The sequence below is a fragment of the Rhizobium sullae genome, assembly GCF_900169785.1.
GTDB classification, from domain to species: domain Bacteria; phylum Pseudomonadota; class Alphaproteobacteria; order Rhizobiales; family Rhizobiaceae; genus Rhizobium; species Rhizobium sullae.
In genome coordinates, this window is sequence record NZ_FWER01000001.1 from 277,954 (window position 1) to 292,061 (window position 14,108).

The following is a 14,108-nucleotide window of genomic DNA, read 5'->3' on the forward strand; positions in this document are numbered from 1 at the left end:
AAAGCCCGGAAATTCCGGTAAGACCGGACCCCGGCTATCATCTAATCCGGAACCTTCCCTTTCATGACCAAATTCGATGTTCTGACTGTCGGCAACGCCATCGTCGATATCATCGCGCGCTGCGACGACCAGTTCCTCATTGACAACAACATCACCAAGGCGGCGATGAACCTTATCGATGCCGAACGCGCCGAACTTCTCTATTCGCGTATGGGACCGGCACTCGAAGCTTCGGGCGGCAGCGCCGGCAATACGGCCGCGGGCGTTGCAAGCCTCGGCGGCAGGGCCGCCTATTTCGGCAACGTCGCGGAAGATCAGCTCGGCGAGATTTTCGCCCACGACATCCGGGCGCAGGGCGTGCACTACCAGACGAAACCAAAGGGCACGTTCCCGCCGACCGCCCGCTCAATGATCTTCGTCACCGACGATGGCGAGCGCTCGATGAATACCTATCTCGGCGCCTGCGTCGAGCTCGGCCCGGAAGACGTCGAACCCGATGTCGTGGCGCAAGCCAAGGTGACCTACTTCGAAGGCTACCTCTGGGATCCGCCGCGCGCCAAGGAGGCGATTCGCGAATGCGCCCGTATCGCGCATGAGAACGGCCGCGAAGTCTCCATGACGCTTTCGGACAGCTTCTGCGTCGATCGCTACCGTGCCGAGTTCCTCGAACTTATGCGATCCGGCACCGTCGACATCGTGTTCGCCAACCGGCAGGAAGTGCTCGCACTCTATGAAACGGACGATTTCGAGGAAGCGCTCAACAAGATCACCAAGGATTGCAAGATCGCGGCCGTGACGATGAGCGAAAACGGCGCCGTTATGCTGAAGGGTAACGAGCGCTGGTATGTCGATGCAATCCGCATCAAGGAAGTGGTCGATACGACCGGCGCCGGCGATCTCTTCGCGTCAGGTTTCCTTTATGGCTATACACAGGGGCGGACGCTGGAAGATTGCGGCAAGCTTGGCTGCCTTGCAGCTGGGATCGTCATCCAGCAGATCGGACCGCGGCCGATGAAATCGCTTTCCGAAGCCGCCCGCGACGCGCAGCTTATTTGAAGGCTTCGCCCGGGTAAGCGCCCCAGATTTCCGACTGCGCCACCCAACCTTCGGCGCCGTCGGCTTCGGCATGACACCAATCGCCATTGCATTCGGCGATATGGATCATCACACCCGGCTCCAGCTTGGCGACGACCGTCGCCGACGACTGCGGCTCACGGCGCATGTTGACATAGACGAACTTGCCCTTGCCCTTCATCCACGGTGCAGCAACCGCCGCGCGCTGACCCGACAGCAGCGATTGGTTGACCCAGCCTTCCGTGCCATCCGCATCGCGGATACGGCGCCAGTTGTCGTATTCCTGGATAATCTCGACCGGCAGGCCTGCCTTCAGATACATCCACGACGCGGCGTAATCCGTGCCGGGGCCGATGCGCAGATTGACACGCTTCGATTTCAACGTGACGAACCGCGGAAGCGGTAAGCCGCTCGGGCCCTTTGCCACTTGCGCATACGCAGGTTCGACGGCTTCCGCCGCAAACATCAGACCAACCGCAAAGACGAGGCAGACCTTCAGATATTTTCCACGCATATAGGCTTCCGTTCGCTCAAGTTCGCCAGCAGATCCAGCCTGCTTTGCCGCCGGTTTGACATTCACCTAACGCTACCCGCGAGTTTTGTTTGTCTTCGCGTGCGGGTCTGGTAGAAATTGCCCGAGACGGGAAAATTATCCCCCGTCTTGGTTAAGGACCTCTGAACAAGGCATGGCCGAGCCGCGATGACATCGAAGAAAAAACCGAAGGTTTACATCACCCGGAAACTGCCGGATGCGGTGGAAACCCGCATGCGGGAGCTTTTCGACGCCGAGCTCAATATCGACGATTCGCCGCGCTCCGTTGCCGAGCTTATCGAGGCTGTAAAAACAGCCGATGTTCTTGTGCCGACGGTAACGGACCGCATCGATGCGGCTCTTATCGAGCAGGCTGGGCCGCAGATGAAGCTCATCGCGAGCTTTTCGAATGGCACCGACCACATCGACGTCGAGGCGGCAGCCCGCAAGGGCATTACTGTCACCAACACGCCGAATGTTCTGACCGAGGACACAGCCGACATGACCATGGCGCTCATCCTCGCGGTACCGCGGCGTCTCGGTGAAGGTGCACGGGTGCTTACCGACAAACCCGGGGAATGGGCGGGATGGTCACCGACCTGGATGCTCGGCCGGCGCATTCACGGCAAGCGCATCGGCATTGTCGGTATGGGCCGGATAGGCACGGCTGTCGCGCGCCGCGCCAAGGCATTCGGCCTGTCGATCCACTATCACAACCGCAAGCGGGTCAGCCCGGCGACCGAGGACGAACTGGAGGCGACTTATTGGGAAAGCCTCGACCAGATGCTGGCGCGGGTCGATATCGTCTCCATCAATTGCCCTTCGACGCCGGCGACCTTCCATCTGATTTCCGCGCGGCGCCTCGCGTTGCTGCAGCCAACCGCCTATATCGTCAACACGGCGCGCGGCGACGTCGTGGATGAAGCCGCCTTGATCAAATGCTTGAGGGAAGGAAAGATCGCCGGCGCCGGCCTCGACGTTTTCGAAAACGAACCTGCCGTTAACCTGAAGCTCGTCAGGCTTGCGAACGAGGGCAAGGTGGTGCTGCTCCCGCATATGAGTTCGGCGACGATCGAAGGCCGCATCGACATGGGCGACAAGGTGATCATCAACATCCGCGCCTTCATCGATGGCCACCGCCCGCCGAACCGCGTGTTGCCCGGCCGTTAAGTGGCGAGAACCTTGCGCATTTCGATATAGGTAACGCGATCGAAGCCCGGATGGGATTTTTCGGCCGTCTTCTCAAAACCCCAGGCGGCAAAGACGGTATGGTTGTCGGTCAATTCGATACGTGTATCGAGCCGCAGCGTGGGCAAACTGCGCGCTTTCGCAATAGCTTCTGCGAGCTGCAGCAGCTTCCTGCCGACGCTCTTACCTTGCGCCTTCGGCGCGACCGCGAGTTTGCCGAGGTAAAGACACTCCGGTTCAGGCCTCAGAAACATGCAGCCAAGCAAATCCTCATCTTCAAGCGCAACGTAGCCGATTTCGTTTGTCGCCTTTTCGGCAAGCGATTGCAGTGTCAGGCTCAGGGCCGAAGACGGCGGGTTGATACGGCCATTCATATAGGCGAAGGACGAGAGGATCAGTTGCAGCAATTCGTTCCAGCGACTGAAACTCTCATCGATCCGGACGATCCTCATGAAGCGCCCGGCTCTTGCGTGCGGCGGCGCTTGTAACGGACGGTTTCGAAGCGGGCGGCAAGCGCATCATAGAGCAGCAATCGGCCAACCAGCGGCTCGCCAGCGCGGGTGACGAGCTTGATCGCCTCCATTGCCATCAGCGTTCCGATGACGCCGGTGAGAGCGCCGATGATGCCGGTTTCGGCGCAGGCGGGAATGAGACCCTCCGGTGGGATTTCGGGAAAGAGGTCGCGATAGGTCGGGTTGAGCGCGCCATCTTCAGCCCGCTCGTAAGGTTTCAACACAGTCAAAGAACCGTCGAAACGGCCGACAGCGCCGCTGACGAGCGGAATTTCCGCCTGCTCGGCTGCGTCGGCTGCAGCGTAGCGCGTTTCGAAATTGTCAGATGCATCGATGAGGAGATCGAAGCCTGAGAGATGGCGGCGGGCGGACTCCGGCGAAAAGCGCTCTTCGAAGCGGATGATGTTCACATGCGGGTTCAGCCGCGCAATTGCAAAGGCGGCACTCTGCGTCTTCAATTCGCCGATGGTGCCCGAATCATGGATGACCTGGCGCTGGAGGTTGGAAAGCGAAACGCGATCATCATCGGCAATGCCGAGCGTGCCGACCCCGGCGGCTGCCAGATATTGCAAAACTGGTGCGCCAAGACCGCCTGCACCGATCACCAGCACACGGGCGGCCTTCAGTCTTTGCTGGCCCGTCCCGCCGATTTCCGGCAGCAGGATATGGCGTTGGTATCGGGTGATTTCTTCCGGGCTCAGAGGTTCCATGGGCGCGATGCTATCATGGCCCGAAGGCGCGAGGAAAGCAGCATCGGTCATTCGAAAACCCGGCTATCGGCAACGGTGAAAAATTGTGCGCGGTCGCCAAGGACAGAAAACATCGAGCGATCGGTGCCGGTCATGAAGGCTTGGCCGCCAAGCGCATCGATGAGATCGAAGAGCGCGGCGCGACGCCCCTCGTCGAGATGGGCAGCGATTTCGTCGAGAAGCAGGACCGGCGCATGCCCGGTGAGATTGGCGACAAGCTTGGCATGCGCGAGGATCAGGCCGACCAGCAGCGCCTTCTGTTCGCCGGTCGAGCAGCGCTCCGCTTCCATCTGTTTCTCGCGATGTCGGACGAGCAGGTCGGCCCGGTGCGGACCGTCAAGTGTGCGGCCAGCGCCGGCGTCGCGATAACGGCCTTCGGCAAGCATTGCAGCATATTCGTCTTCGAGATCGACGGAAGGCCGCCCGAGCTGGCCATCCATGAAGCCGGAAAGCTCAAGCGCGGCGGAGGGAAAAGGCGAGGTTTCGCGCGTTTCCTCGATAAGGCGGGCAATCAGGCCGAGCATTTCCTGACGTGCAAGCGCCATGGCGATACCGAGGCTCGCCATCTGCTCTTCGATGCCAGAGAGCCAGGAGGGGTCGAACCGACCTTCGTCCAGGAGCTTGTTGCGGCTGCGCATGGCGCGCTCGAAATCGCTGGCACGGCGCCCATGGGCCGGGTCGAGCGACAGCACGAGCCGGTCGAGAAAGCGGCGCCGGTCTGAAGATCCGCCGGTAAAAAGGCCATCCATGGCAGGCGTCAACCAGAGCACACGCAGGTGATCCGTCAGCTCGTCGACCGTCTTGGCTGGCGTGCCGTTGATGCGTAGCTTGCGGCCGGTATTCTCGTCACTGATGTCTGCCCCGGTGCCGATTTCGACCTGGCCTTCCATGCCGTTAAGCTCGGCGAAGACCGAAAACCCTGACGAGGCCCCGACGCGGGTGACATCGGAATAAGTGGCGCGACGAAGACCGCGCCCCGGCGAGAGGAAGGAAACCGCCTCCATGAGATTGGTCTTGCCGGCACCATTGTTCCCCGTCAGCACGACATGCCGCTCGTCGAGCACGAGCGAAGCTGCAGTATAATTGCGAAAATCGGTCAGCTTCAGGCGGGAAAGAGAGACCTTGTGGGGCATCGAATATCCGGATTAAGGGCGTCGGGGCAGAGCTATGCCGAAGTGGGGTGAATGGCAAGGGTTGGAGGTGAGGGCCGCGTGCTTGACCGTTGCGAAGATCATCCGCCGAAGGCCACCGCCTGGACAACCGGCCGATCATCTTGTGTCTCGGCACAGAACCTTAAAGGGCGCAATTTGAGAGCTGTTCAGTTGATGCTCAGGCTCGAACTCGGAAACTGAGCCCGAATGAGAACGTTGTTCGTTAGGCGTATCAAAATGACTCGCACCATGAGAACTCTGGTCATGCTGACGGCCGCCAGCATCGCCCTCGCCACGTGGGCCGGCAGAGCGCAGCCGGTCCTTGGAAGGATGAAAGCGGACACGAACGTTGGATTAGCTACTATGAATATCGCGAAGATTACCGGCCGCAGCGTTATTATCGTCACCGCAGCGCTTACAAGGAAGACTTCCGGCGCGGACGATGCAGATAGAGCGGAAGTGGGAAGACAAGGAAGAGATCAAACGCAAGCGCGACCTGCGTCCAGTCTACAGAAGTGTTAAATCGATTCGGTAGAAATTGGTGGAGCTAAGCGGGCTACAACCGTCCCCCTCTTTTTGGTGTTTTGTTTCAACTTGTTGTTAAAATTCACGTATCCTGATGCGGTTGGGGGCGTTTCACGCTCGTAAGTCCGAGGCAGAGCTCCTAGTAAGGTTCCCATGATCTACGGCGAGTGGGGCTTCTGATGAATGAGTCGTCCGGTCAGCCACCAGATCGCCAGCGCTACTGCGGTCGCCACATAGCTATCTACGGCGTAGTGCCAGCCGGTGTAGACCGAACCATAGAAGATCATGGCTGCGAAAGCCCAGCCGACAACGCCAAGCCACCTGTTCAAAGAGGACAGGAACAGCGCGTTGAGCACTACGAGGCCGACATGCACGCTGGGCATGGCCGAGATACCGCTACCGAGCCCTGTTTGGCCCGCCTCGTAGAGGTCGAGCAGGTAGTTAGCGTATTCGCTATGGTCGAGGCCGTCCATCGCGACCTTCAGGCCGTGGAACCGGTGCCCTTCGACAAAATGGTCGTAGTAGATCGGGCCCACCGACGACAGCGCTACGGCGAGGACGGTGCCTATGGTGATGATCGTCAAGGCATGGGCCCATAGATAGCGAATGCGGCCCACCCTGTTAGACCAGAGAGAGACGAAAAGCACGGTCCCGAACCACTGTACGAACCACAAGACCTCGTAGCACTTTAAGACGATGAGAGACCACATCTGGTTGTCGAAGCGGTGAACCAATTCCCAGCTCGGAGCCCCATGAAGCCATTCGTCCAGATCGGCCAGCCAGATGTCGGCGTAGTAGGGCACAATGAATGGGATGGTACTCTTGAAGGTTGAGAAGGCGGTCAGTCCCGTGAAGAAGAACGCCATGACCGTCGCGAGAGTGCGCCAGCGTTCCTTGAGGACACTAACTGCATAGCGTGTGGGGGCGTCCCGACCAAACAGCAGAGCCATTGTCCCCAGCCCACCAATAAGTAGGATGGGTGTGCTGGCGATGAATTTACTGGCATAGACCTCCGCAAGGCTCGCGAAGGATGATGGCCGAAGAAGCAGGGCCGCTATGGCATAGAGAGCTATAAAGAAAGCCAGCCGGGTGGACCATTTATCCGATTGGCTGTCCTGGCTGAGCGCAATTTGTAAGTTCATCGTGCAATCCGACAGCTTATGGGGTTTCCGCAACCGGTGGCAATGCACGGTTGTAATCCTGCCAACCTTAAAATGCGGTTTACATTGTTGCTGGATGCTGATCTGGGCAAGGTGAAGCCAGTTCACTTAGGCATGAAGCTGGGACGCGACTTGGTCTTGGTTGCCGAGCGGCTTCTACAAGCTGGTTCACCTCGGTCATCTACCAAGCGTCAGATTCCACCACCAGAGGTGTCGCGCCGCAGCCTGTATCCCGACGCCGACCTCGCCGAGCGGCGGGCGCTACCAGACCGACTGGAGAGGCTGAAAGACGGCTCGAGTGCTGAGCGAGGGGTCCACGGGCCAGTGGGAGGCAGTGGGGTACGAACCCCCGGTACTTTCTTGGGTACGCACTTTTCCCGTGGCGCTCGTAACGGATTGAATTTCTTTGGTAATTAGAGATCGAGAGAGAGTGGTGGAGCTAAGCGGGATCGAACCGCTGACCTCTTGCATGCCATGCAAGCGCTCTCCCAGCTGAGCTATAGCCCCATCAGGGTGGTCCGGCATATTTCCGGTCCTGGGATACTTCGGAGGCGTTTGCCGTTCGAAGTGGCGGCTTCATACTTGCGGTTTTCGCAGATGGCAAGCCTAAAAAGCAGGCCCGGAGTTTTTTTGTCGTCCGGGCCGCGCATTACGATCAGACTTCGTCTTCGTCACCGGTGACGCCGATGATGTCGCTCATGTCGTCATCTTCGTCATCTTCGTCGGCTTCGAGGAAGGTGTCGTCGTCATCGCCTTCGATTTCGACGTCGTCATCGCCGATATCCGGGATATCGTCGCCGGATGCGCCTTCATCAGCGTCCTCGAGCGATACGAGTTCGACTTCCGTGCTCTCGGTATCGACTTCCTGCACCTCGTCTTCTTCTGCGAGCTCGGCCGCCGCAGCCGAGGTTTCCTGGAAGAAGGACAACGGATAGGACTTGCCTGTATAAGGAGAAACGATCGGATCCCGGTTCAGGTCATAGAATTTCTTGCCGGTTTCCGGATCGGTACGCTTGGTTCCAAGTTCCGCTTTCGCCACTATAAGCCTCGTGAGAATGGCCGAATGCTAAATTCGGCAAATGCCGTTCAAACCGGCGTTCCATCGGAATTTATAAGCCGGTCCCCATAATCGTTGCTGCCAATGATGTCAAAGCCAAATTTCACACAGCAATCAGCATCGTGAAATGAACGTCAGATGACCGGCAAATAACATTGTGTTAGGTAGCGCCAGAAACCACAAGCCAGCGAGAAGCAGATGTATCAACCGTCCCATTTCAGGGAAGATGATCTGGCGACCCAGCGCCAGCTGATCGGCGGCCTGAAAGGAAACCATTGAGCAGGACATTTACGATCGCCATCGACGGACCGGCAGCGGCGGGCAAAGGCACGCTTTCGCGGCAGATTGCGGATGAATACGGCTTCCACCATCTGGATACCGGACTGACGTATCGGGCGACAGCGAAGGCGCTGCTCGATGCGGGACTGGCGCTTGATGACGAACAGGTCGCAGAAAAGATGGCGCGCGAGGTTGAACTTGGCGGGCTGGATCGCGATATACTTTCGAAACACGAGATCGGCGAAGCCGCCTCGAAGATTGCCGTGATGCCTACAGTACGCCGGGCGCTGGTGGAGGCGCAGCGGCGTTTTTCGGAGAAGGCTCCGGGAACAGTGCTCGACGGACGGGATATCGGCACCGTCGTGTGCCCGGCTGCGACGGTGAAGCTCTATGTGACGGCTTCCCCGGAGGTGCGCGCCAAGCGCCGCTACGAGGAGATCATCGGCAAGGGCGAAACGGCGGATTTCGATGCGATCTTCGAGGACGTGAAGCGGCGCGACGAACGCGATATGGGACGGGCTGACAGCCCCTTGAAACCAGCGGAAGACGCGCACTTGCTTGATACGTCGGAAATGAGTATAGAGGCCGCGTTTCAAGCTGCGAAATCGATCATCGACGCGGCATTGAGCCGAAATAACTGAATTCGAGCGATTTGCCGTGCTTTTGCCGGGAAGCGCTTTACTAAAAGCCTGAAATTCCGTCCAAGCGCCGGATTGCTTCCTTGCAGGGAAGCGGACTGGGTTCAGGCCCGTTCAACACGAACCAACCGGCGCATACGTGGGCCTTGTCAGTATCAAAGGTCACGCAGGAGATTTTATGTCAGTAGCTACTCCCTCTCGCGAGGATTTCGCGGCCCTTCTCGAAGAGTCCTTTGCCAAGAACGATCTGGCTGAAGGCTATGTCACCAAGGGCATCGTCACCGGCATCGAAAAGGATGTCGCCGTTGTCGACGTCGGCCTGAAGGTCGAAGGCCGCATCGCGCTCAAGGAATTCGGCGCGAAAGCCAAGGACGGTTCGCTGAAGGTCGGCGACGAAGTCGAAGTTTATGTCGAGCGCATCGAAAACGCGCTTGGCGAAGCGGTTCTGTCGCGCGAGAAGGCTCGCCGCGAAGAAAGCTGGATCAAGCTTGAAGCCAAGTTCGAAGCCGGCGAGCGCGTCGAAGGCGTGATCTTCAACCAGGTCAAGGGCGGCTTCACGGTCGACCTCGACGGTGCGATCGCCTTCCTGCCGCGTTCTCAGGTCGATATCCGCCCGATCCGCGACGTTTCCCCGCTGATGCACAATCCGCAGCCCTTCGAAATCCTCAAGATGGACAAGCGTCGCGGCAACATCGTGGTTTCGCGCCGTACGGTTCTGGAAGAATCCCGTGCCGAGCAGCGTTCTGAAATCGTTCAGAACCTTGAAGAAGGTCAGGTTGTCGACGGCGTCGTCAAGAACATCACCGATTACGGTGCATTCGTTGACCTCGGCGGCATCGACGGCCTGCTTCACGTCACCGACATGGCATGGCGCCGTGTGAACCATCCGTCGGAAATCCTGAACATTGGCCAGCAGGTCAAGGTTCAGATCATCCGCATCAACCAGGAAACCCACCGCATCTCACTCGGCATGAAGCAGCTCGAGAGCGATCCGTGGGATGGCATCCAGGCCAAGTATCCGGAAGGCAAGAAGATTTCCGGCACCGTCACGAACATCACCGACTACGGTGCGTTCGTTGAGCTGGAGCCGGGTATCGAAGGCCTGATCCACATTTCGGAAATGTCCTGGACCAAGAAGAACGTACACCCCGGCAAGATCTTGTCCACGAGCCAGGAAGTCGAAGTCGTCGTTCTCGAGGTCGATCCGTCCAAGCGCCGTATTTCGCTCGGCCTCAAGCAGACGCTGGAAAATCCGTGGGCAGCATTCGCCCGTAACCATCCGGCTGGCACTGAAGTCGAAGGCGAAGTCAAGAACAAGACCGAATTTGGTCTGTTCATCGGCCTCGACGGCGACGTTGACGGCATGGTGCACCTCTCCGACCTCGACTGGAACCGTCCAGGCGAACAGGTCATCGAAGAGTTCAACAAGGGTGACGTCGTCAAGGCTGTCGTTCTCGATGTTGACGTCGAAAAGGAGCGCATCTCGCTCGGCATTAAGCAGCTCGGCAAGGATGCAGTTGGCGAAGCCGCGGCTTCCGGCGACCTGCGCAAGAATGCAGTCGTTTCCTGCGAAGTTATCGCTGTCAACGACGGTGGCATCGAAGTGAAGCTCGTCGACCACGAAGACATCACCTCGTTCATCCGCCGCGCAGACCTCTCGCGCGACCGCGACGAGCAGCGTCCGGAACGCTTCTCGGTTGGCCAGGTTGTTGACGCCCGCGTCACCAACTTCTCCAAGAAGGACCGCAAGATCATGCTGTCCATCAAGGCTCTGGAAATCGCAGAAGAGAAGGAAGCTGTCGCTCAGTTCGGTTCATCCGATAGCGGTGCTTCGCTCGGCGACATCCTTGGCGCGGCTCTGAAGAACCGCGGCGAGTAATCGCTACAAGCCTTTCGAAATGAAGGAACCCGCCGGAGCGATCCGGCGGGTTTTTTGTTTGTTTGAAGTGCCTACTATTCCCAGCCGGCCATGCGCTGGTAGAGCGCGTAAACCGGATCGGCGACGGTGTCGCCGGATTCTCTTGCATCGACCTGGGGCAAATCCTCCGGCGCGACGCCTTCCGCTCGTTGTTCGCGTTCGTCCTCCGCGTCCTGATGCTCGCTGCCGGTGTTGGCTTGCTGCTCGCCCTCGGAGCCACTGCCTTCGTAGTCGCGGCGATGCATTTCGCCGTCACGGCGTTCGTTGCCATCTTTGGCGAACTGGTAAGGATGCTGGGCGTACGGCATCCCGTCAATTGGCTTCAGCAAACCTGACTTCTGCGCGGCCTCGACAATATCGGCAGGAAGAACCTGCGGCTGCGCCACGATTTCTTTCTGTTGACGAATGATCTGCGGGGCATCGGCAACCGGCAACGGCGCAGTCACCTCTGTCTGATGCAGCGTCGCGGGGATCGCGGCCTCGGGAATATCCGCCTGCACCAGTTCTTCCCTTGCTGCCGCTTCTGCGGCCACCGCCTCGATTGTCTCTGGCGCGGCTGCCAGATCTTCCAGGGGTGCCGACGTTTGCTGCTCGCCGATAATGGCGACGATGAGTTCCGACGCTTCTTCAGTCATCGAGGCAAGAACACCGGTCCAGACCCTCGGAATGACCGGTTCCGTATGATCGGAGTGCACCGCCGCCATGCGAGCTTCAATGTCTATTGGCTCGTCGATCAGCTTCGGCGTATCCGCCGAAGCCGGATCTTCGGCCTGCAGATCAACCGCGTCGCGGAATTCAAGAGGGTTGTGCTCTGCGCGCGCAGGCTCGTCAAACGCCGCCTCGACGATTTTGACCGGCTGCTCTGCCAATTCGGCAATGAGCACAGCTGGCGCAAGCGGCAGCACTATCTTGGTTGGCGGGGACGCCTGAGCTTCCCGTGCGGGCGATTGCTGCGCCTTTGCGATTGGCAGCAGTTTTTCTTCCTGGATTGGAATGTTTGGCCGTGGGTCCGGGCGCAGAGGCGAAGCGTCGTTCTGGCGATAGGAGCGAACGACGGCGCGAGCCGCCAGGTCACGATCCTTATAACGGTTCGTCTCCAGATAGACGATCACGCGGGCTGCTTCCGGACCGGCCGGATTCTTCAGCGCCTCGGCAATCAACCGCAGCGGCAGGGTATGGCCCTCGTCCGCAAGTTGAGTTTCGATCTCGTTGATCCGGGCAGCCGGAAGCTTCTGGATGGCTTCTGCGAGGCGCGCTGCAAAAACGAGGTTGCTTTCCTGTTCCCGGCGCGGCAGCGGCAGCGCGCGGGAGGCGGCATTGATGGCATCGAGCAGCGCATCAAACATGCGCTCGCGAGCGGCTGCGAGAAGGATATTGAGCTTGCCGGCAATCGCTGAATTGAGGTCTGTGGCTTCGACGGCCTGGACAGGGGTCGGCGCAACGACCGAGCGGCCGAGCCCGCTGGCAACGATCACCGCGGTCTGGCCGTGGGAGGAAAGGCTTGTGTTCGACGATGCACGAACGGGAGTCAACATGGTATGCTCCTTCTTTCACAAAGTGACGATGGAAGCAGATCACAAGAGAACCGCGCTCATCCGGCCCCTCGCATTCTCCCGCAGATCCTCCGGTCCGCATGGCGCATCATCGCGCCGTCGAATGCATAAAAATTAGCGATAATCTTACTTAAGACTCGTTAATAAAACGCTAACGGCCGGGGCGGGGACAAAATCCCGGTCCAGCCGCCGCGGTCATGTTCTGGCTTTGAAGACTTCAGCTATGGGCAAAGATATCGGCCTCTTCCCAGCCGAGCAGATCGAGCTTCGCGCGGGTTGGCAGGAATTCGAAGCAGGCATTCGCATGGTCGATGCGGCCGTCGCGGACCAACCGCTCGGTCAGCTTGTCGCGCAACGCATGCAGGTAGAGCACATCGGAGGCGGCATATTCGAGCTGCGCCGGCGACAGGGTCGCCGCTGCCCAATCCGACGATTGCTGCGCCTTGGAGATGTCGACGTCGAGCATTTCCTTGAGATTGTCCTTCAGGCCGTGGCGATCCGTGTAGGTGCGGCATAGGCGCGATGCGATCTTGGTGCAGAAAACCGGCACCGTGGTGACGCCGAAGGTATGGAACAACACGGCGATATCGAAGCGGCCGTAGTGAAAAATCTTCTGGCGAGCCGGATCCTTGAGCATGGCGACGAGGTTCGGCGCTTCCTTCTGTCCGGCAGCAACGCGGATGACATCGGCGGTGCCGTCACCTGGCGAAAGCTGCACGACGCAGAGCCGGTCTCGGCGCGGCACGAGGCCGAGCGTTTCGGTATCGATGGCGATCGCGCCGGTGTACCGGTCGGCATCCGCCGAGGAAATATCGCCTTCGTGGTAACGGATGGTGGCGGCCATGGCTGTCTCTATCGTTTCAATGTCTCACGTCGCGCTATAGCGCAAAGGGATGCGGGGCGATACCCGCTTCGGCCCGGCGGATGATCAGAATGTCGGCGGCGTGTTGATCCACAGAAGCACGGTCTCGCCATCATGGCGATTGCGCCAGGAGTGATAACGACGGCTTTCGAAATAGAGCGAGTCGCCGGGTCCGAGATCGAAGAACTGGTCGGAATCGAGAACGAGTTCAAGGCGGCCGGAAAGCACATGCATGAATTCCTCGCCTTCATGCCGGTAGGCGCCTTCGCTGGCAGCCCCCGGTGCCAGCACGAAACGATGGCAATCCATCATCCGTCGGCCTTCCGCCAACAGTTGCACCGTGACACCGGGCGTCGTCTGCGGCCAGGTGCGCCATTCGCCGGAGCGGACGATTGCGGGAACGTCTTCGCTCTCCTCGCCGGAAAGGCGGGAGACAGTGGTGCCGTAATATTCCGCAAGGTCGTGCAGCGTCTTGAAGCTGACGCCTTGTGAGGTACGCTCCAGTGTCGAGAGCGTGGAAGAGGTAATGCCCATGTCACCGGCAACTTGATCAAGCGTCTTGCCTGCGGCATGGCGAAGGCTTCGCAGCTTGCGGCCGATATCGGAAGTGCCGATACTCTCGACGTTTTCGGCAAGTGGCTCTTCATTCTCGAGCGCCTCGCGGATTGCCGCCGGATTGAGCCCGCGCCCGACCCGATACCACGAAATCCGTTTCAGGCGAGCGACATCTTCGGCGCTATATTGCCTGTGGCCCGTCTCCGAGCGACCGGGGACAAGCAGGCCCTGGCTTTCCCAAAGGCGCGCCGTGGAGGCGGAAATGCCTGCCAACCTTGCCGCTTCGGCCACCTTGTAGCGCACCGGACCGTTATTGTTCATCAACCAATAAATCCCTGATTCCGTTTTGTTTTGG

At 59.4% G+C, this 14,108-nt stretch carries 13 protein-coding genes and 1 tRNA gene; 4 read left to right on the forward strand and 10 right to left on the reverse strand.

All coding sequences use genetic code 11. The features are described from left to right. Nucleotides 1-63: 63 nt before the first annotated feature. Nucleotides 64-1,056: an adenosine kinase gene (locus BN1800_RS01465; protein ID WP_027511934.1), complete on the forward strand. Its 993-nt coding sequence runs from the start codon at nt 64-66 to the stop codon at nt 1,054-1,056. Here BN1800_RS01465 and BN1800_RS01470 read toward each other — a convergent pair. Continuing rightward, entirely contained in the window at nt 1,049-1,588 is a 540-nt protein-coding gene (locus BN1800_RS01470; RefSeq protein ID WP_027511935.1) for an SH3 domain-containing protein, read from the reverse strand. The genes BN1800_RS01465 and BN1800_RS01470 overlap by 8 nt on opposite strands. A gap of 186 nt (nt 1,589-1,774) precedes the next feature. On the opposite strand from BN1800_RS01470, the gene BN1800_RS01475 reads away from it, so the two are divergent. Beyond that, nucleotides 1,775-2,776, forward strand: coding sequence for a 2-hydroxyacid dehydrogenase (locus tag BN1800_RS01475; protein WP_027511936.1), 1,002 nt, complete (start codon nt 1,775-1,777; stop codon nt 2,774-2,776). On the opposite strand, the gene BN1800_RS01480 is transcribed toward BN1800_RS01475, so the two are convergent. The 6 genes from BN1800_RS01480 to BN1800_RS01510 all read right to left on the reverse strand — a co-directional run bounded on the left by BN1800_RS01480 (nt 2,773) and on the right by BN1800_RS01510 (nt 7,930). Then, the gene (locus BN1800_RS01480) at nt 2,773-3,246 is read right to left on the reverse strand and encodes a GNAT family N-acetyltransferase (RefSeq protein WP_027511937.1); all 474 of its coding nucleotides are present in this window, start codon (nt 3,244-3,246) and stop codon (nt 2,773-2,775) included. The genes BN1800_RS01475 and BN1800_RS01480 overlap by 4 nt on opposite strands. Next, nucleotides 3,243-4,067: a molybdopterin-synthase adenylyltransferase MoeB gene (locus BN1800_RS01485; RefSeq protein WP_086993738.1), complete on the reverse strand. Its 825-nt coding sequence runs from the start codon at nt 4,065-4,067 to the stop codon at nt 3,243-3,245. Before BN1800_RS01485 ends, BN1800_RS01480 begins: the two co-directional genes overlap by 4 nt. Next, a complete protein-coding gene (recF, locus tag BN1800_RS01490) occupies nt 4,064-5,188 on the reverse strand; it encodes a DNA replication/repair protein RecF (RefSeq protein WP_086993741.1) in 1,125 nt (374 codons plus the stop codon). Before recF ends, BN1800_RS01485 begins: the two co-directional genes overlap by 4 nt. Before the next feature lie 701 nt (nt 5,189-5,889). Then, complete coding sequence (locus tag BN1800_RS01500) at nt 5,890-6,597, reverse strand: phosphatase PAP2 family protein (RefSeq protein WP_244564415.1); 708 nt, start codon at nt 6,595-6,597, stop codon at nt 5,890-5,892. A 725-nt stretch (nt 6,598-7,322) separates the two neighbouring features. Beyond that, nucleotides 7,323-7,398 (reverse strand) — tRNA-Ala (locus BN1800_RS01505). 148 nt (nt 7,399-7,546) lie between these two features. After that, the gene (locus BN1800_RS01510; protein ID WP_027511942.1) at nt 7,547-7,930 is read right to left on the reverse strand and encodes a TIGR02300 family protein; all 384 of its coding nucleotides are present in this window, start codon (nt 7,928-7,930) and stop codon (nt 7,547-7,549) included. A gap of 293 nt (nt 7,931-8,223) precedes the next feature. Here BN1800_RS01510 and cmk point away from each other — a divergent pair, with 293 nt between their 5' ends. Further along, nucleotides 8,224-8,868, forward strand: coding sequence for a (d)CMP kinase (gene cmk, locus BN1800_RS01515; RefSeq protein ID WP_027511943.1), 645 nt, complete (start codon nt 8,224-8,226; stop codon nt 8,866-8,868). A gap of 175 nt (nt 8,869-9,043) precedes the next feature. Then, a complete protein-coding gene (gene rpsA, locus BN1800_RS01520) occupies nt 9,044-10,744 on the forward strand; it encodes a 30S ribosomal protein S1 (RefSeq protein WP_022713201.1) in 1,701 nt (566 codons plus the stop codon). A gap of 74 nt (nt 10,745-10,818) precedes the next feature. Here rpsA and BN1800_RS01525 read toward each other — a convergent pair whose 3' ends face one another. The 3 genes from BN1800_RS01525 to BN1800_RS01535 form a co-directional block, all read right to left on the reverse strand. Then, entirely contained in the window at nt 10,819-12,318 is a 1,500-nt protein-coding gene (locus tag BN1800_RS01525) for a hypothetical protein (protein ID WP_086993747.1), read from the reverse strand. Nucleotides 12,319-12,553: 235 nt separating this feature from the next. Next, entirely contained in the window at nt 12,554-13,180 is a 627-nt protein-coding gene (locus BN1800_RS01530; protein WP_027511945.1) for a ribonuclease D, read from the reverse strand. 84 nt (nt 13,181-13,264) lie between these two features. Continuing rightward, nucleotides 13,265-14,074, reverse strand: a complete 810-nt coding sequence (locus tag BN1800_RS01535; protein ID WP_027511946.1) for a MerR family transcriptional regulator — start codon at nt 14,072-14,074, stop codon at nt 13,265-13,267. Nucleotides 14,075-14,108: the final 34 nt, after the last annotated feature.